General features: G+C 63.9%; 16 protein-coding genes. 12 read left to right on the forward strand and 4 right to left on the reverse strand.

Features of this window, described 5'->3' with window-relative positions; all coding sequences use genetic code 11:
- Window positions 1–5: 5 nt before the first annotated feature.
- From PSO31014_RS15345 to PSO31014_RS15370, 6 genes are all read left to right on the forward strand, one after another.
- On the forward strand, window positions 6–911 hold the full coding sequence (locus tag PSO31014_RS15345) for a LysR family transcriptional regulator (RefSeq protein ID WP_150552394.1): 906 nt from the start codon (window positions 6–8) through the stop codon (window positions 909–911).
- A gap of 426 nt (window positions 912–1,337) precedes the next feature.
- Window positions 1,338–2,450, forward strand: coding sequence for a branched-chain amino acid ABC transporter substrate-binding protein (locus PSO31014_RS15350; RefSeq protein WP_150552395.1), 1,113 nt, complete (start codon window positions 1,338–1,340; stop codon window positions 2,448–2,450).
- 105 nt (window positions 2,451–2,555) lie between these two features.
- Complete coding sequence (gene livH / locus PSO31014_RS15355) at window positions 2,556–3,479, forward strand: high-affinity branched-chain amino acid ABC transporter permease LivH (protein ID WP_017235291.1); 924 nt, start codon at window positions 2,556–2,558, stop codon at window positions 3,477–3,479.
- 8 nt (window positions 3,480–3,487) lie between these two features.
- A complete protein-coding gene (locus PSO31014_RS15360; RefSeq protein ID WP_150552396.1) occupies window positions 3,488–4,762 on the forward strand; it encodes a high-affinity branched-chain amino acid ABC transporter permease LivM in 1,275 nt (424 codons plus the stop codon).
- Window positions 4,759–5,526 (forward strand): high-affinity branched-chain amino acid ABC transporter ATP-binding protein LivG, encoded by a 768-nt coding sequence (livG, locus tag PSO31014_RS15365; RefSeq protein ID WP_150552397.1) that lies wholly within the window; start codon window positions 4,759–4,761, stop codon window positions 5,524–5,526. The genes PSO31014_RS15360 and livG overlap by 4 nt, the downstream gene beginning before the upstream one ends.
- Window positions 5,526–6,227 (forward strand): ABC transporter ATP-binding protein, encoded by a 702-nt coding sequence (locus PSO31014_RS15370; RefSeq protein ID WP_150552398.1) that lies wholly within the window; start codon window positions 5,526–5,528, stop codon window positions 6,225–6,227. Before livG ends, PSO31014_RS15370 begins: the two co-directional genes overlap by 1 nt.
- A gap of 40 nt (window positions 6,228–6,267) precedes the next feature.
- On the opposite strand, the gene PSO31014_RS15375 is transcribed toward PSO31014_RS15370, so the two are convergent.
- Both PSO31014_RS15375 and PSO31014_RS15380 read right to left on the reverse strand, forming a co-directional pair.
- Window positions 6,268–6,765 (reverse strand): SRPBCC family protein, encoded by a 498-nt coding sequence (locus PSO31014_RS15375; protein WP_150552399.1) that lies wholly within the window; start codon window positions 6,763–6,765, stop codon window positions 6,268–6,270.
- A gap of 2 nt (window positions 6,766–6,767) precedes the next feature.
- A complete protein-coding gene (locus PSO31014_RS15380) occupies window positions 6,768–7,100 on the reverse strand; it encodes an ArsR/SmtB family transcription factor (RefSeq protein WP_150552400.1) in 333 nt (110 codons plus the stop codon).
- A gap of 240 nt (window positions 7,101–7,340) precedes the next feature.
- Here PSO31014_RS15380 and ribBA point away from each other — a divergent pair, with 240 nt between their 5' ends.
- From ribBA to PSO31014_RS15400, 4 genes are all read left to right on the forward strand, one after another.
- On the forward strand, window positions 7,341–8,462 hold the full coding sequence (ribBA, locus tag PSO31014_RS15385) for a bifunctional 3,4-dihydroxy-2-butanone-4-phosphate synthase/GTP cyclohydrolase II (RefSeq protein WP_150552401.1): 1,122 nt from the start codon (window positions 7,341–7,343) through the stop codon (window positions 8,460–8,462).
- Window positions 8,463–8,593: 131 nt separating this feature from the next.
- Window positions 8,594–9,103, forward strand: coding sequence for a 6,7-dimethyl-8-ribityllumazine synthase (ribH, locus tag PSO31014_RS15390; RefSeq protein WP_150552402.1), 510 nt, complete (start codon window positions 8,594–8,596; stop codon window positions 9,101–9,103).
- Entirely contained in the window at window positions 9,103–9,555 is a 453-nt protein-coding gene (gene nusB, locus PSO31014_RS15395) for a transcription antitermination factor NusB (protein ID WP_150552403.1), read from the forward strand. The genes ribH and nusB overlap by 1 nt, the downstream gene beginning before the upstream one ends.
- A gap of 146 nt (window positions 9,556–9,701) precedes the next feature.
- The gene (locus tag PSO31014_RS15400) at window positions 9,702–10,907 is read left to right on the forward strand and encodes a pyridoxal phosphate-dependent aminotransferase (protein ID WP_150552404.1); all 1,206 of its coding nucleotides are present in this window, start codon (window positions 9,702–9,704) and stop codon (window positions 10,905–10,907) included.
- Window positions 10,908–11,079: 172 nt separating this feature from the next.
- On the opposite strand, the gene PSO31014_RS15405 is transcribed toward PSO31014_RS15400, so the two are convergent.
- Window positions 11,080–12,123, reverse strand: a complete 1,044-nt coding sequence (locus tag PSO31014_RS15405) for a lytic transglycosylase domain-containing protein (protein ID WP_150552405.1) — start codon at window positions 12,121–12,123, stop codon at window positions 11,080–11,082.
- Between the two features lie 570 nt (window positions 12,124–12,693).
- Between PSO31014_RS15405 and PSO31014_RS15410 the strand changes: the two genes are divergently transcribed.
- Both PSO31014_RS15410 and PSO31014_RS15415 read left to right on the forward strand, forming a co-directional pair.
- Window positions 12,694–14,244, forward strand: a complete 1,551-nt coding sequence (locus tag PSO31014_RS15410; protein ID WP_150552406.1) for a UbiD family decarboxylase — start codon at window positions 12,694–12,696, stop codon at window positions 14,242–14,244.
- Window positions 14,245–14,794: 550 nt separating this feature from the next.
- Window positions 14,795–16,411: an APC family permease gene (locus tag PSO31014_RS15415; RefSeq protein WP_174976532.1), complete on the forward strand. Its 1,617-nt coding sequence runs from the start codon at window positions 14,795–14,797 to the stop codon at window positions 16,409–16,411.
- A gap of 93 nt (window positions 16,412–16,504) precedes the next feature.
- Here PSO31014_RS15415 and PSO31014_RS15420 read toward each other — a convergent pair whose 3' ends face one another.
- The gene (locus PSO31014_RS15420) at window positions 16,505–18,397 is read right to left on the reverse strand and encodes an EAL domain-containing protein (protein WP_150552407.1); all 1,893 of its coding nucleotides are present in this window, start codon (window positions 18,395–18,397) and stop codon (window positions 16,505–16,507) included.
- Window positions 18,398–18,612: the final 215 nt, after the last annotated feature.

Below are 18,612 nucleotides of genomic sequence, written 5' to 3' on the forward strand. Positions count from 1 at the left end.
CTTCCATGGACATCAAGCAAATGCGCTACTTTCTTGCCGTCGCACAGGAAGGCCACTTCGGGCGGGCGGCGCAGCGGTTGAACATGGCGCAGCCACCACTCACCCGGCACATTCATGCGCTCGAAGCCCAGTTGGGCACGCCGCTATTCGTGCGGACCCCCAAGGGCGCCACGCTGACCGCCGCCGGGCAGACGCTGCTTGCCGAGGTGCCGAACATCCTGGCGCTCGCACGCCGTGCGGAAGAACAGACGCGCCTCGCCGGCGAAGGCTATATCGGACGGCTCGACGTCGGCATCTTCAGCTCGGGCATTCTCAACGTGATTCCACGCTTGCTGGCGAGCTTTCATACCGAGCGGCCCGAGGTGAAGATCGGTCTGCACAACCTGTCGAAGACGAACCAGATCGCGGCGCTGCGCGAGCGGCGCATTGCCATTGGCTTCAATCGGCTCATTCCGGACGAGCCGGATCTCGTCGTCGACTGGATTCATCGCGAGCCGTTTCTCGTCGCGCTCTACGAAGGTCATCCGCTATGCGAGCGCGCGTCGCTGACCCTGGCGGATCTCGATAACGAGCGAATGATCCTGTATCCGAACGCCCCGGTGCCGGGACTCGCCGAGGAGGTCGCCGCCGCGTTTCGGGCCGAGGGCGTGACGTTGCGCGTGGAGCAGGAAGTGGAGGATGTGGTGACGTCGATCGCGCTGGTCGCAAGCCGCTTCGGCGTTTGCGTGACGACCGAGTCGGCGGCGAACCTGCGCCTGCCCGGCGTGGTGTACCGGCCGCTGAAATCACCGCATCTGCGCTCGATCGAGCTGAACTGCATGTACCGGTGCGACGACGACTCCCCGATTCTCAACGCCTTTCTCGCGCTCATCCGGCGCTCGCGCAACCGGCGTCACGCCCTGTCGATGTAGCGCGTCAGTCGATCTGGCCTTCCCCGGATCGGATGCAAACCGTCCAGATTGGATTTCAACGGCCGACGGATTGTATCCAAAATGTCCTGTTCCTAAATCCATCCGCGCCTTCGAGTTAGGTGTCGATCCGTCCCCCGATTTGCCCACTCACCTCCAATTTTTTCATTTTTCAATCTGCGTAGTACTACGCATCATTGCTGTGACGACTCTTATTTTTATTCTTCGACCTTCTCATAACGCTTTATTCATGCGGGTTTCACGAGTTCGTTGGATAGCTATTCCAATTTAACGGTGGATTACGCTACTATGGCGCATCGTTTCTGCCGCCTGCGACAGGAATGAATCAATACCGACCGGGTTCAGCTGTCGATCAACCACACCGCATGCTCGGGTGTTCGAAAAATACAAATCAAGGAGATGTCCACAATGCAGTTCCGTCACAAATCCCTGTTCGTCGCGGCTGCACTCGCCGTCCTTGGCACGGCCGCCAACGCCGAGACCGTCAAGATCGCCATCGCCGGCCCGTTCAGCGGCTCGGTGGCCCAATATGGCGACATGGTCAAGGCCGGTGCGCTGACCGCCATCGAGGAAATCAATGCGGCGGGCGGTGTGAACGGCAACAAGCTGGAAGCCGTGATGATGGACGACGCATGCGAGCCGAAGCAGGCCGTCGCCGTCGCCAACAAGATCGTCAGCCAGAAGATCAAGTACGTGATCGGGCACGTGTGCTCGGGCTCGACGATCCCGGCATCGGACATCTACGAGAACGAAGGCGTCGTGATGATTACGCCGTCGGCGACCGCACCGCAACTGACCGAAGGCAAGAAGCGTCACTTCATCTTCCGCACGATCGGCCGTGACGACCAGCAAGGTCCGGCAGCCGCGCAGTACATCATCAACAAGGTCAAGCCGAAGAAGGTGGCCGTGCTGCACGACAAGCAGTCGTACGGCCAGGGTATCGCCACGTCGGTGAAGAAGGACCTCGACGCCGCCAAGATTCCCGTCGTGCTGTTCGAAGGCATCAACGCGGGCGATTCCGACTACTCGGCCGTCATCACCAAGCTCAAGGCGCAGGGCGTCGACTTCGTGTACTTCGGCGGCTATCACCCGGAAATGGGTCTGCTGCTGCGCCAGGCGCGCGAACAAGGCGTGAAGGCCACGTTCATGGGTCCGGAAGGCGTGGGCAACAAGGACGTGACGGCGATCGCCGGCCCGGCCTCGGAAGGCATGCTCGTGACGCTGCCCGCCGACTTCACCGCCGACCCGGCCAACGCCAAGCTGGTGAAGGCCTTCGCGAGCGCCAAGCGCGATCCGAACGGTCCGTTCCAGATGCCGGCCTACACGGCGGTGCAACTGATCGCCAAGAGCATTGCCGGCGCGAAGAGCACCGACTCGGAGAAGGTGGCCAAGTACCTGCACGCGAACACGTTCGACACGCCGATCGGCAAGGTGGCGTATGACGCGGCCGGCGATCTGAAGTCGTTCAAGTTCGTGGTGTACACCTGGCACAAGGACGCCACCAAGACCGCCGCCAACTGATTCCCTGACGCTTTACCGGCCAGCGAATCCCCCCACAGCCGCCCGCCGTTCCCGGCGGGCGGCGTGCATTCGCGCTCGGCCCCCGCTCGTCGCGAGGCTTCCCGCATGAACGAATTTTTCCCGCAGTTTGCCCAGCAACTGGTCAATGGCCTGACGCTGGGCGCGATCTACGCGTTGATTGCCATCGGCTACACGATGGTCTACGGCATCATCGGCATGATCAACTTTGCCCATGGCGAGATCTACATGATCGGCGCTTATGTCGGTCTCGTCACGCTGACGGCCATCGGCACCGCAGCGGGTTACCCGTTGCCGCTCGTGCTGGGTGCGGCGCTGCTGGTCTCGGTGCTGATTACCGGCCTGTATGGCTTTGCGATCGAGCGGGTGGCGTATCGCCCGCTGCGCGGCGGTCCGCGTCTCGGACCGCTGATCTCCGCCATCGGCATGTCCATCTTCCTGCAGAACTACGTGCAGATCGGCCAGGGAGCACGCGACGTGTCCGTGCCGATGCTGATCTCCGGCGCCATCGATATCCCGATGGGCGACTTCACGGTGACCATTCCCTACGCTCGCATGCTGATCGTAGGCGTGACGGTCGCGCTGATGATTCTGCTCACGCTGTTCATCGCCAACTCGCGCATGGGCCGCGCCTGCCGTGCCTGCGCCGAGGACATGCGCATGGCCAACCTGCTCGGCATCGATACGAACCGCGTGATCTCGTTCACCTTCGTGCTCGGCGCCATGCTCGCGGCCGTCGGCGGCGTGCTGATCGGCCTGACCATCGGCAAGCTCAATCCGTACATCGGCTTCATCGCCGGCATCAAGGCCTTCACGGCGGCGGTGCTGGGCGGCATCGGCAGCGTTCCCGGCGCCATGCTGGGCGGTGTACTGCTGGGGCTGGCGGAAACGCTCGCCTCCGGCTACATGCCTTCCGAGTACAAGGACATCGTGGCGTTCTGCCTGCTGGTGCTGGTGCTGCTGTTCCGCCCCACCGGCCTGCTGGGCAAGCCCGACGTCGAGAAAGTCTGAGGTCGACCATGACACAACCACTCACGCTCAAATCCGGTGCCGCCCAACGCGCACCGGCCGGCGACACCCTCAAGGGTGCGGTCATCTCCGCGCTCGTGACGATCGTGCTCACCGCCCCCATCCTCGGCCTGCAACTGAAGCTCGACGGCTACCGCGTCGTGATCGAGCAGCACTGGCGTCCGGTCTGGATCGCCGCTGCCGTCGTCTTCGTGTTCCAGATGTTCAAGCCGTTGCTGCTGCGCTCGACGCGTGCCATCACGCTGCCGGCCATGCCCACCCTGGGACGCCGCCAACAACTGAGCGCGATGTGGGTGCTGCTCGCCATCGGGCTCGTGTGGCCGTTCGTCGGCTCGCGCGGCGCGGTGGATGTGGCGACGCTGGCCCTCATCTACTGCGTGCTCGGCCTGGGCCTGAACATCGTCGTGGGGTTCGCCGGTCTGCTCGATCTGGGCTACGTCGGCTTCTACGCGGTGGGCGGCTATACGTATGCCCTGCTCAACCAGTACTTCGGTCTGACCTTTTGGGAATGCCTGCCGATTGCCGCGCTCATGTCCGCCACCTTTGGTTTCCTGCTCGGCTTCCCGGTGCTGCGCCTGCGGGGCGACTACCTGGCCATCGTGACGCTCGGTTTCGGGGAAATCATCCGCCTGCTGCTCAACAACCTGACGAGCCTGACCGGTGGACCGGACGGCGTGTCGGGTATTCCGAAGCCCAGCGTCTTCGGCGTCGAGATGGCGCGAACGTCGAGTGTGGAGGGCGTGAAGACGTTCCACGAACTGATCGGCTTGCCGTACGACGGCTCGCACATGGTGATCTACCTCTACCTGCTGGCGTTTGCGCTGGTGGGTTTCACGCTGTTTATCACTCGCCGCCTGATCCGCATGCCGATCGGCCGCGCGTGGGAAGCGTTGCGCGAAGATGAAATCGCGTGTCGCTCGCTCGGCCTGAACCCCACGCGCATCAAGCTCTCCGCGTTCACGCTGGGGGCATGGTTCGCCGGGCTCGCCGGCGCATTCTTTGCCGCACGTCAGGGGCTGGTCACGCCCGAATCGTTCACGTTCATCGAATCGGCGCTGATCCTCGCCGTGGTCGTGCTCGGAGGCATGGGCTCGCAAATCGGTGTGATTCTCGCGGCCATTCTGCTCACCGTCCTGCCGGAAGTCGCGCGCGACTTTGCCGAATACCGCATGCTGATTTTCGGCCTGGTGATGGTGCTGATGATGATGTGGCGTCCGCAGGGCCTGTTGCCCGCCACCCGCCCGCACGTGGAGTTGCCGCAATGAGTGCAGCACTGTTGAAACTCTCCGGCCTGCAGATGCGCTTCGGCGGTTTGCTGGCCGTCGATGGCGTCGATTTAGACGTCCGCCCGCACGAAGTCTTCGCCATCATCGGCCCGAACGGCGCCGGCAAGACGACCGTCTTCAATTGCGTTGGCGGCTTCTATCGCCCCACGGGCGGCTCGATCACGCTCGACGGCGACAACATCACCGGCCTGCCGAGCCATACGGTGGCGCGACGTGGCCTCGTACGCACGTTCCAGAACATCCGCCTGTTCCGCCAGTTGACGGTGGTGGAGAACCTGCTCGTTGCGCAGCACATGCGCGTGCATGGCGGCTTTCTGCAAGGACTGTTCTCGACGGGCGCGTTCCGTCGCGCCGAACGCGCGGCGCTCGAGCGCGCCAAGGTGTGGCTCGACCGGCTGGGCTTGACGGCCGTTGCCAACCGCGAGGCCGGCACGCTGTCGTACGGACACCAGCGACGTCTCGAAATCGCACGCTGCATGATCACGGAGCCGCGTCTGCTCATGCTCGACGAACCGGCCGCCGGCCTCAATCCGCAAGAGAAGGTCGAGTTGCAGCAACTCGTCGACAACCTGCGTCGCGAGTTTGGCATTTCGGTGCTGTTGATCGAGCACGACATGAGCCTCGTCATGGGCGTGTCGGACCGGATTCTCGTGATGGAACACGGCAAGCCGATCATGACCGGCAAGCCCGACGAAGTGCGGCGCGACCCTCGCGTCATCAAGGCCTACCTCGGGGAGGAATAATGCTCAAGCTGGAACAGATCCATACCCATTACGGGGCCGTCGAAGCGCTCTCGGGCGTGTCGATCGAAGTGAACAAGGGCGAGATCGTCACGCTCATCGGCAGTAACGGCGCGGGCAAGACGACGTTGATGATGACCGTGTGCGGCACGCCGCGTGCATCGAGCGGACGTGTCATGTTCGAAGGTCGCGACATCACCGGATGCGCCACGCACGACATCATGCGCATGGGGCTGGCGATTTCACCGGAAGGCCGCCGGGTATTTCCGAGTCTGACGGTCATCGAGAACCTGAAGATGGGCGGCTTTTTCGCCTCCAAGGATCAGATCGACGCCGGGATGGACCACGTTTTCAAACTGTTCCCGCGGCTCGCGCAGCGCGGCAAGCAGCGCGCGGGCACGATGTCGGGCGGCGAACAGCAGATGCTGGCCATCGGGCGGGCGCTGATGAGCCGTCCGCGCCTGCTGTTGCTCGACGAACCGACGCTCGGCCTGGCACCGCTCGTGATCGCGCAGATCTTCGACATCATTCGCGCGATTCGCGAGGAAGGCGTCACCGTGTTTCTGGTGGAGCAAAACGCGAACAAGGCGTTGAACGTGGCCGATCGCGGCTATGTGCTCGAGACCGGCCGAGTCGTGCTCGCCGACTCGGCCGCGAACCTGCTCGCGAACGACGACATCAAACGCGCGTATCTCGGCGCGTGATGTCTCGACCCGCGACCCGCGGCCCGCGCGGGTTGGCGCGTCACGTCATCAGTTCGACCAGTTGATCGAGCGCCTTGCCCCACCCGTCGTGGAATCCCATGGCCTCATGTTGGGCACGGGTCGCTTCGTCGGCGTGCATGGCAATGGCCGTATAACGCGTGCCTTTGCCGTGCGCTTCCATGAGCACGGCGGCGGTGAAGAGGAAGCCGCCGTGTTCCGCGACCGGCGCAGGGGCCGGACGAAACCCCGGCAGCACGGCATTCGTCCATACAAGCCGCGCGTTTTCCACCACTTCGAGGTAACACCCCACGTTCGGGAACTGCTGCCCCTGCGGCGAACGCATGACCGTACGAAACAATCCCCCCGGACGTAGGTCGATCTCGCACGCAACGGTCTGCCAGGGCGCAGGCGTGAACCATCGCTTGAGATGTTCCGGTTGCGTCCATGCGGCCCAGACGCGCTCGCACGGCACATCGACATAACGCTCCAGCACCAGATCCAGCGTTGGATCGACCGAGAAAAGACTGGCTTGAGGCATGGTCACGTCTCCTTCATCTGCAAAAGATAGTCATCGAGTTGATCGAGACGACGCGCCCACCTGTCGCGCTGAAAGCCTAACCAGTCCTGCGCGCCGGCCAGGGTCTCGGTTGCCAGCGCGTAGGTGCGAACACGCCCGGTTTTGTGCGAGACAACCAGCCCGCTGTCCTCGAGCACACGCAAATGCTGGGCGAAGGACGGTAATGCCATTGAAAACGGACGGGCCAACTCGCTGACCGACGCCGAGCCCAACGTCAGGCGCTCGACGACCGCGCGTCGCGTCGGATCGGACAACGCCAGAAAGATTCGATCCAGCGGAATGGCATGCTTGGTCATTTGCCTGACTATAGTCACCGCAATTACTTAGATCAATACCTAACTATTCGGGCGTTGCGCAACCCCGACGGACGCACCGCGCCCTCGCCGAGGCGATTCTTCCGAGATTCGAATCGAACGTCGCCGGAATTGTCCATCCCGGCCGATTCTGGAAGGCGTGCCGTGCGAGATTCGGCCGCAGACGAGCACCGGCTTGGCGTAGAATAGAGCCTTTCCAAATTCCGCCTCGCGTTGTCCGCTATGCCGTTGGCCACTACAGAAGAAATCATTGCCGAGCTGAAGGCCGGCCGCATGGTTGTCCTCGTCGACGAGGAAGACCGCGAAAACGAAGGCGACCTGGTCATGGCGGCCGAGTTCGCGACGCCTGAAGCCATCAACTTCATGGCCAAATACGGCCGCGGCCTGATTTGCCTCACGCTCACACAGGCGCGCTGCAAGCAGCTCAACCTGCCGCTGATGACCTACCGCAACGGGACCCAGTACGGCACCGCGTTCACGCTGTCGATCGAAGCGGCCGAAGGCGTCACCACGGGCATCTCGGCAGCGGATCGCGCCCACACGGTGCAGACGGCCATTGGCCGCGACGCGCGTCCGGAGGACATCGTCCAGCCGGGCCATGTGTTCCCGATCATGGCGCAGCCCGGCGGCGTGTTGGTGCGCGCCGGTCACACCGAAGCCGGTTGCGACCTGACGGCCATGGCCGGCCTCACGCCCGCCGCCGTCATCTGCGAAATCATGAACGACGACGGCACGATGGCACGCCTGCCGCAGTTGCTGGAGTTCGCCGAGCAGCACAACATCAAGATCGGTACGATCGTCGATCTGATCCACTATCGCAGCCGCACCGAATCGATGATCGAGACGGTCGCCACGCGCGAAATGCAAACCGCCTGGGGCCCGTTCCAGGCCACGCTTTACCGCGACAAGCCGAGCGGCAATCCGCACCTCGCGCTGGTGCGCGGGGTTCCGAACCCGACCGACGAAACGCTCGTGCGCGTGCACGAACCGCTCTCGGTGCTCGACCTGCTCGAAACCGGCGTGTCGACCCACTCCTGGACCCTCGCGGGCGCGATGCAAGCGATTGCCGAGGCGGACAAAGGGGTTGTCGTGCTGCTGAACTGCGTGGAGACGCCCGAGCATCTGTTCAATCAGTTCGAAGCGCTCGACGAAACCGAGCAGGCGGCGCGCGCCAAGCGCCGCCCTGTGGACTTCCGCACGCACGGCGTTGGCGCGCAAATCCTGCGCGAGCTGGGCGTCGGTAAAATGCGGGTGCTCTCGAGCCCGCGCAAAATCCCCAACATGGCAGGTTACGGCCTGGAGGTCACCGGCTTCCAGCCGATGCCCGGCGCACCGGGCGCCTGAACAGTCTTGTATCGATGGCCCGCCCGTCAGTGGTGGCGGGGCATCATCTTGCCGAGCCATGCCTGTCTCGGGCATGCCGGCACAACGTTGGCCGCACCGCCTGGACGGTACTTTTTTAGAGGAAGCCCATTATGGACATCGGACAATATCAGCCCGAACTCGACGGTGAAGGCCTGCGCATAGGCATTGTGCAAGCACGATTCAACGACGCCGTTTGCACGGCACTTCGCGCCGCTGCCGTGGCCGAACTCGACCGCCTCGGCGTCGATGGCGACGACGTGTTGCTCGTGACGGTACCCGGCGCATTGGAAATTCCGCTGGCATTGCAGAAGATGGCCGAATGCGGCCAGTTCGACGCGCTGATCGCGCTCGGCGCGGTCATTCGCGGCGAGACATATCACTTCGAACTGGTCTCGAACGAGAGCGGTGCCGGCATTTCGCGTATCGGTCTCGATTTCGGCATTCCCATCGCCAATGCGGTGCTCACGACCGAGAACGACGAACAGGCCGAAGCGCGCGCCGCCGAAAAGGGCCGCGATGCTGCCCGCGTGGCGGTGGAAATGGCCAATCTGCTCGAAGCGATCGACATGCTCGGTGGCGACGACGAATTGGACGAAGACGAAGAAGAGGAAGATCGGTAATGAAGAGTGCTCGCCGCCGCGCGCGCGAATTTGCGTTGCAAGGGTTGTATCAATGGCTGCTCTCGCGCGACCACGCGGGTGAGATCGATGCGCACCTGCGCACCACCCCCGGCTACGACAAGGCCGACCGCACTCACCTGGATGCCCTGTTGCACGGCAGCATCCGTGAGGCGGACGCCTTGTCGCAGCAACTCCAGCCCTACCTCGACCGCCCGGCCGCCGAACTGTCGCCGGTCGAGCATGGGGTGCTGGTCATCGGTGCCTACGAACTGATTCACCACCTGGACATTCCGTACCGCGTGGTGATCAACGAGGCGGTCGAACTCGCCAAGACCTTTGGCGGCGTCGAAGGCTTCCGCTACGTGAATGGCGTTCTCGACAAGTTTTCCGCGGAAGTGCGGCCAGACGAAGTCGCCGCGAATCGCAATGGCGGCCGCGGCAAAAGCGCATAATCCTGTGCGAGGGCTGCGCAAGGTATCGCAGGCCGGCTGGCCTGACGATTCCTCCCGCGCCGCCCGCACGCCGAACGGGGCAATCGCCCCATTGGGCCCGCCCCGCAAGTCCGTCACCCTCTCCTTCCTGTCTCCCCCCCGACATCATGGATCGAACGCCCGACCTCGCCCCCGCCGCACTGAAGCTGGCGCAACGTGTCGACGACATCGCCCCGTTTCACGTGATGGAGCTGGCCAAACAGGCCGCGCTGCGCGAGAAGGCAGGTCATCGTGTCATTCACATGGGTATCGGCGAGCCCGACTTCACGGCCCCCGAAGCGGTGATCGAGGCAGCGGTGAAGGCCATGCGCGACGGGCGAACCCAGTACACGGGGGCGATGGGCATCCCCGCCCTGCGGGAGGCCATCGCCGGCTATTACCGCAGCTTTTACGGCGTGGAGGTCGAACCGTCGCGCATCGTCGTGACGGCCGGTGCGTCGGCCGCGCTCGTGTTGGCGTGTGCCGCGCTGGTCGGCGTGGGCGACGAAGTGCTCATGCCGGATCCCTGCTATCCGTGCAACCGCCATTTCGTCTCCACGTTCGACGGAAAACCCGTGTTGATCCCCTCGGGCCCCGCGGAGCGCTTCCAACTGACGGCCGAGCGCATCGAATCCCATTGGGCCGCGGCGACGAAAGGGGTGCTCCTCGCCTCGCCGTCGAATCCAACGGGCACGTCCATCGAGACGGCGGAATTGGCCCGCATCGTCAAGGCCGTGCGCGCGCGCGGCGGCTTCACGCTTGTCGACGAGATCTACCAGGGCCTGTCCTACGACAGCCCGCCCACCACGGCGCTGACCTTTGGCGACGATGTCCTGGTCGTGAGCAGCTTCTCGAAGTACTTCAACATGACAGGCTGGCGCCTCGGTTGGCTGGTCGTGCCGCCGTCGATGGTGTCGACGTTCGAGAAGCTCGCGCAGAATCTGTTCATCTGCCCCTCCGCCGTGGCGCAACATGCGGCGACGGCCTGCTTCCAACCGGAAACGATGGCGATCTTCGAGGCGCGCAAGAATGCCTTCCGTGAGCGACGCGACTACATCGTGCCGGCGCTGGAGCGCCTTGGCTTCCAGGTTCCCGTGATGCCTGACGGCGCGTTTTACGTCTACGCGGACTGCACCGGTGTATCGCACCCGGACGCCGCCGACAGCGACCGGCTCACGCAGTCTCTGCTGCAGCAAGCCGACGTCGTGCTCGTGCCGGGACTCGATTTTGGGTTTTCCGAGCCGCGTCGCTACATCCGCTTGTCGTATGCCACGTCGCTCGAGCAGTTGCACGAAGCGATGGACCGGATCGGACGGGTGTTCGCTGCCGGCTGAGTCGGCGGCCAGCCCGGTGTTTGGGACGCAAAAACAAAAAAACCCATCGAATCACTTCGATGGGTTTTTTCTTGGGCCGGGATGGCTCTCTCTATAGAGAACCCTCGCGTGCCGACAACTCGACGGGAAAAACGATGCGCCGGCCGAGGCGCACCACGCCGCCAATGGCCGATCAGGCGGCGGTGCTGTCGTCCGCTTCGAGCGACTTGCCAGCCGCCTTGCCCACCGAGGCCGCCGGCGTCGCCGCCGAATCCGTCGGTTCGCCCGACTTGCCAGCCGAGACCGGCTTCGCCACAGGCTTGGCCGAGCTGACGATAACCGGCGCTTGCGGCGCGTTCGGCGAGACCTTGTGTCCCATGGCAACGCTACGCAGTCGATCGCGCTCGGCGAGTACCTTGGCACCGTATCCACCGTCGCCCGCGCTGGTCGACCCCACATAGCGGCGCAGACCACCCGCGAGCGAGCCACCGCTGGCGATGCATTCCTTCAGGATCAGCGCACCGACCTTGATGTTGGCAATGGGATGCAGTGCCGCCTCGGGACCGCCGAAGTACTCAAGCTTGTCACGATGCACCTTCGACATCACCTGCATGAGGCCCTGCGCACCCACGGTGCTTTCGGCGTACGGGTTGAAGCCCGACTCGATGGCCATCACAGCCAGCAGCAGCAGCGGATCGAGGCCGACTTCCTTGCCGGTCGAGTACGCCGCACGCACGAGGTTGCCCGTGACATCACCGGCCACGCGATAGCGACGTGCCAGATAGTCGGCGACGGCGATTTGCTCGCGCGAGTCCAGCGGCTTGGTGGCGCGCGCATCGGCGGCCACACGTTGGTTCGGAATATAGGCTGCGAGCACTGCGGCTGACGGCACATGCTGCGCCGCTTGCGCCATCATCGACGCGTCGGACGGCGACCGCTGAGCGACCACGCCGCCGTTGCCGCCCGGATCGGCCGCATGGGCCGACCCCGTGGCTGCCTCGAGCAGCGGACCGACTTGCGACGCCAGGTCGGCGCGCCACGTCGGTTGCGCCCACAGCGCCAGCGTGCCGAGCACGGCAACTAGACCGACCGCGCTGGACGTATAGAGTCCAACACGACCGCCGTGCCATGCGAGGCGACGCCAATCGCGACGAGCCAAGGCTACCGTTGCCGCACCTCGCGCGCCGAGCGCACGGATCGGGGCCAGTAGCCAGGGTGATAAACCAGACTTCTTCATACTACGTACTCCGGTTACGCCGTCACCACGGGGTGGCCCCGGGGCGTATGGAAATGAGCCGTGATGCCCGCCAGGCATCGCGTGTAACGCTCATTTACGGCATAGGGAACAAGGCGGGGCATCGTGTGTGTCTTGGACGATGCCACTTCCGCCGCAGCACGCCGACCTGTTCAGGTCTCTGGCGCTGACGAGCTATTGCCCGCGCTGCTTCCTAAAACACTGATTTCCCGACCTCGGTGAGAAAACCAGCGACTGAAAATCCACGTCAATGTTGTAGTTATCGCTAAGCTTGAGCGGGTCGGCCTACCCGTCTTCAAAGCCGCCTTTTTGGATTCAACGGGCGGATTGTAGCAGCCATATATAAACAGTCAATACTATTATTCAGACAAATCATTACCAAAAGTAATTTGTAACAGCGGTTTTGCCGTGACGTCTGGACACCTTGACCGGTAAAATGCCCTGCCTCACCCCCGCGTTTACAAGGGTGTCACTCCAATTTTCCTGGAATTCATACGGCCGTTTTCACCGGCCGTATGAATTTCGTAAAAATTTTTGGTAACGGTTTGTTTCATGAAATATGTCGATCTTCGTGACTTCACCGCGCAACTGGAGCGATCCGGCCAGCTTCGTCGCATAGACGTGCCGGTCTCGCCGGTGCTGGAGATGACGGCGCTCGCCGACCGCGTCCTCAAAGCGGCCGGCCCGGCGCTGTGGTTTGCGCGGCCGACCGGTTACGACATGCCCGTGCTGGCCAACTTGTTTGGCACCCCTGAACGAGTGGCGCTCGGCATGGGCGTTGATAAAGGCGAGAACGCGCTCGGTTCGTTGCGCGACATCGGTCGCCTGCTCTCGACGCTCAAAGAGCCCGAACCGCCACGCGGGCTCAAGGATGCGGGCAAGCTGCTCGGCATGGCCAAGGCCGTTTGGGACATGGCGCCCAAGGAAGTCGGCAGCCCGGTGTGTCAGGAGATCGTCTGGGAGGGCGACGACGTCGACCTCGCTCGCCTGCCGATTCAAACCTGTTGGCCCGGCGACGCCGCCCCGCTCATCACATGGGGCCTGGTCATTACCAAAGGGCCACATCGCAAACGCCAGAATCTCGGCATCTACCGCCAACAGGTCATCGGACGCAACCAGGTCATCATGCGCTGGCTCGCCCACCGGGGCGGCGCGCTCGACTTCCGCGAGTTCGCACAGGCGAATCCCGGCAAGCCCTTTCCGATGGCCGTTGCACTGGGCGCCGATCCGGCGACGATGCTCGGCGCCGTCACCCCCGTACCCGATACGCTGTCCGAATATCAGTTTGCCGGCTTGCTACGCGGCAGCCGCACCGAGCTGGCCAAGTGTTTGACACCGGGGTTGGAGTCGCTGCGCGTACCCGCACGCGCCGAGATCGTGCTCGAGGGCTTCATTTACCCCGCCGCGACACCGCCGCGCGTGCCCGACGGCGCGCCGCCGCCCCCGTCGCGCGGCGCGACAGCGGGTTACGCCCATGCGCTCGAAGGCCCCTACGGCGACCACACCGGTTACTACAACGAGCAAGAGTGGTTCCCGGTGTTCACGATCGAGCGCATTACCCTGCGCCGCAACGCGGTCTATCACTCCACCTACACGGGCAAACCGCCCGATGAGCCGGCCGTGCTCGGCGTCGCGCTCAACGAAGTCTTCGTGCCGCTGCTGCAGAAGCAATTCCCCGAGATCACGGACTTCTATCTGCCACCGGAAGGCTGTAGCTATCGAATGGCCATCGTCCAGATGAAGAAGGCCTATCCGGGGCATGCCAAGCGCGTGATGTTCGGTGTCTGGAGTTTCCTGCGGCAATTCATGTATACGAAGTTCATCGTCGTGGTCGACGAGGACGTCGATATCCGCGATTGGAAGGAAGTCATCTGGGCCATCACCACGCGCGTCGATCCGACCCGCGACACGACGCTCGTCGACCAGACGCCCATCGACTATCTCGATTTCGCCTCGCCTACGGCGGGACTGGGCTCGAAGATGGGGATCGACGCGACCAACAAATGGCCCGGCGAAACGTCGCGCGAATGGGGACGTCCCATCGAAATGACCGCCGACGTCGATGCGCGCATGGCTGCGCTTTACACGGATCTCGGCCTGTAAGCACGGTCCGGCGGCCGGGGGCCGGACGGCCAAGGCTTCGCGCCGAGCCGCCTGCCCCCCCGGCATGCGCCTGTGACACGGCACCGCCCCGTGCCCAGGGACGCATCCGCGCCTCATTCGGGCCCGACGTTCATCTGACCCTTTAATAATCTGTAATAAGGGCTTTCCCTCTCCCCGAGATCCGCATGCTGACTAGCTTGCGCGCATTTCGACCCAACGTCGGCCCCCCCGATCCCATCGCGAAAGTGTCACAAAGTCCCACACAACGCCATTCCCTCGGGTAGAATCGCGCTTTTTTTCGCGAATGGGAACTCCGACCCCAATTCGGGGTAGCCATGCTCGCAAGTACGCCGCGACGTGGAAACCGTTCGATATTCGCGAAACTCAGTAGCAGAAGTCAGAAGTCGCGCCCCGCCAGCGCCGCCCCCGAACCGTCACGCCCGTGCTGACGGCGACCGGCCTGCGGGAAATTTGTCCGCCCTCGCGCAGCGTACCGCCCGCCCTCATCGGGACCGGTGCCTGTCCCCCCCGGGCGTGGAGAAGACATCGAATGGATAACAATCAACCCCTCATGCGTAACATCGGGCCCTTCGCCCTGATGTTGACCGGTCTTGGCTCGATCATCGGCTCCGGCTGGTTGTTCGGTGCCTGGAAAGCCGCCAAGATTGCCGGCCCCGCCGCCCTTTTTGCGTGGCTCATCGGCGCCGTCGTCATTCTGGCCATCGCGCTCACGTACGCCGAACTCGGCGCCATGTTCCCCGAGTCGGGCGGCATGGTGCGCTATTCGCGCTATTCGCACGGCAGCCTCGTTGGCTTTATCGCTGCGTGGGCCAACTGGATCGCCATCGTCTCGGTCATTCCGATCGAGGCCGAAGCATCGATTCAGTACATGAGTACGTGGCCGTACGACTGGACGCACGCCCTGTTTGTCGACGGCACGCTCAGCACGAGCGGCCTCATGCTCTCCGCGCTGCTCGTGATCGGCTACTTCATGCTCAACTACTGGGGCGTGAAGCTGTTCGCGCGCGCCAACACGGCCATCACGCTGTTCAAGTTCGCCATTCCGGCACTGACCATTGCCGGCCTGATGATTGCGGGCTTCCATCCGGGCAACTTCAACGTGGCGGAGCACGGCGGTTTCGCGCCGAACGGCATGTCGGCCGTGTTCACCGCGGTCGCCACATCAGGCATCGTGTTCGCGTTCAATGGCTTCCAGAGTCCGGTGAACCTCGCGGGCGAAGCGCGCGACCCAGGTCGCAGCATCCCGTTCGCGGTGGTCGGTTCGATCCTGCTCGCCACCGTCATCTACCTGTTGCTGCAAGTGGCCTACATCGGCGCGCTCTCGCCCGAGCAACTGGCCGGCGGCTGGCACATGGTGAGCTTCAGCTCGCCGTTCGCGGAACTGGCGATCGCGCTCGGCCTTAACTGGCTGGCCATCGTGCTGTACTTCGATGCGTTCCTGAGCCCGAGCGGCACCGGCACCACCTATATGGCCACCACCAGCCGCATGATCTACGCGATGGAGCGCAACCGCACATTGCCCGCGATTCTCGGTCACGTGCATCCGCTGTATGGCGTGCCGCGCCCGGCGATGTGGTTCAACCTGGCGATCTCGTTCATCTTCATGTTCTTCTTCCGCGGCTGGGACTCGCTGGCCGCCGTGATCTCGGTCGCGACCGTGATCTCGTACCTGACGGGCCCGATCAGCGTGATGGCGCTGCGTCGCTCGGCCCCCGAGTTGCACCGTCCGCTGCGCCTGCGAGGCCTCTCGCTGATCGCACCGTTCGCCTTCGTGTGCGCGTCGCTGATTCTGTACTGGGCACGCTGGCCGCTCACGGGCCAGATCATCGTACTGGTGATCGTAGCGTTGCCCGTCTACTTCTACTATCAGGCGAAGGATCGGTGGCAAGGTTTCGGCCGTGACCTGAAGGCATCGTGGTGGCTGATCGGTTACCTGCCGGCAATGGCGCTGTGCTCGTACATCGGCAGCAAGGAATTCGGCGGCCTTGGCCTGCTGCCGTATGGCTGGGATATGCTGATCGTGGCCGCCATGTCGCTCGCGTTCTATCACTGGGGCGTGAAGGCCGGCTGGCGTACGCCGTACCTCGCGGGTGAGCGCGAAGAAGACGTCGCCAGCATGGAAGGCATGCCCGCGCTCTCGCACTAAGCGCGCCGAACACCGGCCGCGCCGACGGACAAGCCCGCCTGCAATTCATTGCGGCGGGCTTTTTTTACGTCACGCGCGGCATGCCGGGCACGCTCACCGATGGGCGCGCCGACGCTCGACGAACAGGCTGTTGCCCAGCGCGCGCTTGGCCATCTTCTTGGCATCGGCGGCCGCGGCCGAGACTTCCACATGCGAGGGAAAGCTCTCCGGCGTGACCGCCACCACGCCGATCGACAAGCTAGTGATCGGGTGAAAGATGACCATGCCCCGACGATCTTCCGCTTCGAACCCACCCGCGGCGATCTGATCCGGATGGAAGTATTCCGTCACGGCCTCGCCGAAGCGCGTGAGCGCGTCGCGGCAACGCGCCTCCCAGTCGGGGCTGCGGAACACCACCAGAAAGTCGTCGCCACCGATGTGACCAAGGAAGTCGCGCTCAGGGTTGCGCACCGCCATGAGCACGCGCGCGACCAGTTGGATCAGGTCGTCGCCGCGCCGGTAGCCGAACACGTCGTTGAACGGCTTGAAGTTATCGAGATCGACATAGCAGGCGTAGAACGACTGCCGCTCGCCGATCATGCGATCCATGTAGTCGTCGATGGGCACATTGCCTGGCAGCAGCGTGAGCGGGTTGGCGTACCGCGCCGCATCGAGCTGCATATCCGTGATGTGGCGCATCAGGGCATGGCCCTGCGCCACGCCCAGATAGCGCCCCTGATCGGTAACGATCAATCCGCCCGCGATTTGCCGGCTGGCGCCTTCGGCAATCATGCGGCTCAGATCCTCCATGCGCGCGCTCTTGTCGAACGTGAGCGGGCGCGGCTCCATCACGGCCGAGCAAGGCTTGCGGCCGTAGAGTTCACGTGTGAAAGGCCGAGCGAACCGGCCGATCAGCGACGCACGTCCGATCAATCCCACGGCACGGTCATGCTCGACCACGGGCAGCACGTCGAGCGTCGCATCGCTCTCGAAACGCGCCACGACATCTTCGCTGCGGGTCTCCGGCGAGACAGGCTGCACATATGACGCGATTCGCTCCAGCGTCACATTGCCCGCACCGAGTTGACTCGGTTGTTGATGTACATAGGCGCGGCGCTCGTTGACAACCGCCCGCACGTGGGCAGTGATCGCCCGTTGCGGCCTGGCTTCCGGGCGCGCGATGAAATACCCCTGACCGAGGAAGATGCCGAGATCGCGCACGACCTGCAGTTCCTCGGCGTGCTCGATGCCCTCCGCGATGACCCGCGTGCCGCTCGTCTCCGCGATCTGGCGCATCGACCGCACGAACTGGAGTTTGACGGTGTCGGTGTCGATGCCGTCGACGAAATGCCGGTCGATCTTGACGTAATCGGGCCGCAGCTCGGACCAAAGCCGCAGGCTGGCGTAGCCCTCGCCCATATCGTCGAGCGCCACTTCGAAACCCAGCGCACGATACGCCGTGAGCGAAGCCCGTGTGCTTGCCAGATCCAGCGCAGGCGCATGCTCCGTGAGTTCGAGCACGACACGCTCGGGGGCGAGGCCCAGCGGCTGGAGCATGGCAAACGTTTCGTCGAGACCCAGCGATTCGCTCACGCCGCCGACGGGGTGGGCTCGGGTGACCGGGCCGATGTTCAGGAAGAGGCGTTCCGGCAGATCCTGTTCGACGAAGCCACGCAGCACCGTGCGACGGCAAGCCAGTTCGAGCGGCGCGAGCAGACCGTGACGGCGGGCGGCGGCGAACAGCGCCAGCGGCGAATGGATCGCCGTGCCGGCGGGCCCCCGCACCAGGCCCTCGTAGCCGGCAACGCCCGACGTGCGAAAGTCGAGAATCGGCTGGAACACGCAGGTCAGACCGATGCCCTCGCACAGTTCGGCGAGCAATGCGGCCTCGTCGGGTTCCGCATCGGGCACCGACGCCGCGACCGACGTCGATATCGCATCGTGCAATGTTCCAGGCGCGGCAAAACGCTCGGGCGGACGTATCGCGACAGGTGGGGGAAGGTTCAACGGGAACTCCGTAGGTCGGTGCGGTGCGCCGCCATCATGCAAATCGCATTGCGTTGTGCGGGCATGTGCCGGGCGCGTCCATGCCCATCGAAGGCGCGCTGCGCTCCGATGAAGCGTTTCACCCGTTCCCCGTGCTTCGCTTGCGGTAGCTGCTCTATGGCCCGTATCCGCGTCTGTTGACGGTGCCCGCAGGCACCCTCTTTTACTTGTTCTCA

The organism is Pandoraea soli (assembly GCF_902459595.1).
In the GTDB taxonomy this organism is placed as follows: Bacteria; Pseudomonadota; Gammaproteobacteria; order Burkholderiales; family Burkholderiaceae; genus Pandoraea; species Pandoraea cepalis.

Bases quoted from the DNA above. Each gene is read 5' to 3' on its own strand.
- PSO31014_RS15350 (WP_150552395.1), top strand. From the start codon at position 1,338: ATGCAGTTCCGTCACAAATCCCTGTTCGTCGCGGCTGCACTCGCCGTC.
- livG (WP_150552397.1), top strand. From the start codon at position 4,759: ATGAGTGCAGCACTGTTGAAACTCTCCGGCCTGCAGATGCGCTTCGGC.
- PSO31014_RS15405 (WP_150552405.1), bottom strand. From the start codon at position 12,123: ATGAAGAAGTCTGGTTTATCACCCTGGCTACTGGCCCCGATCCGTGCG.
- PSO31014_RS15370 (WP_150552398.1), top strand. From the start codon at position 5,526: ATGCTCAAGCTGGAACAGATCCATACCCATTACGGGGCCGTCGAAGCG.
- ribBA (WP_150552401.1), top strand. From the start codon at position 7,341: ATGCCGTTGGCCACTACAGAAGAAATCATTGCCGAGCTGAAGGCCGGC.
- nusB (WP_150552403.1), top strand. From the start codon at position 9,103: ATGAAGAGTGCTCGCCGCCGCGCGCGCGAATTTGCGTTGCAAGGGTTG.
- PSO31014_RS15375 (WP_150552399.1), bottom strand. From the start codon at position 6,765: ATGCCTCAAGCCAGTCTTTTCTCGGTCGATCCAACGCTGGATCTGGTG.
- PSO31014_RS15345 (WP_150552394.1), top strand. From the start codon at position 6: ATGGACATCAAGCAAATGCGCTACTTTCTTGCCGTCGCACAGGAAGGC.
- ribH (WP_150552402.1), top strand. From the start codon at position 8,594: ATGGACATCGGACAATATCAGCCCGAACTCGACGGTGAAGGCCTGCGC.
- PSO31014_RS15415 (WP_174976532.1), top strand. From the start codon at position 14,795: ATGGATAACAATCAACCCCTCATGCGTAACATCGGGCCCTTCGCCCTG.
- PSO31014_RS15410 (WP_150552406.1), top strand. From the start codon at position 12,694: ATGAAATATGTCGATCTTCGTGACTTCACCGCGCAACTGGAGCGATCC.
- PSO31014_RS15360 (WP_150552396.1), top strand. From the start codon at position 3,488: ATGACACAACCACTCACGCTCAAATCCGGTGCCGCCCAACGCGCACCG.
- PSO31014_RS15380 (WP_150552400.1), bottom strand. From the start codon at position 7,100: ATGACCAAGCATGCCATTCCGCTGGATCGAATCTTTCTGGCGTTGTCC.
- livH (WP_017235291.1), top strand. From the start codon at position 2,556: ATGAACGAATTTTTCCCGCAGTTTGCCCAGCAACTGGTCAATGGCCTG.
- PSO31014_RS15400 (WP_150552404.1), top strand. From the start codon at position 9,702: ATGGATCGAACGCCCGACCTCGCCCCCGCCGCACTGAAGCTGGCGCAA.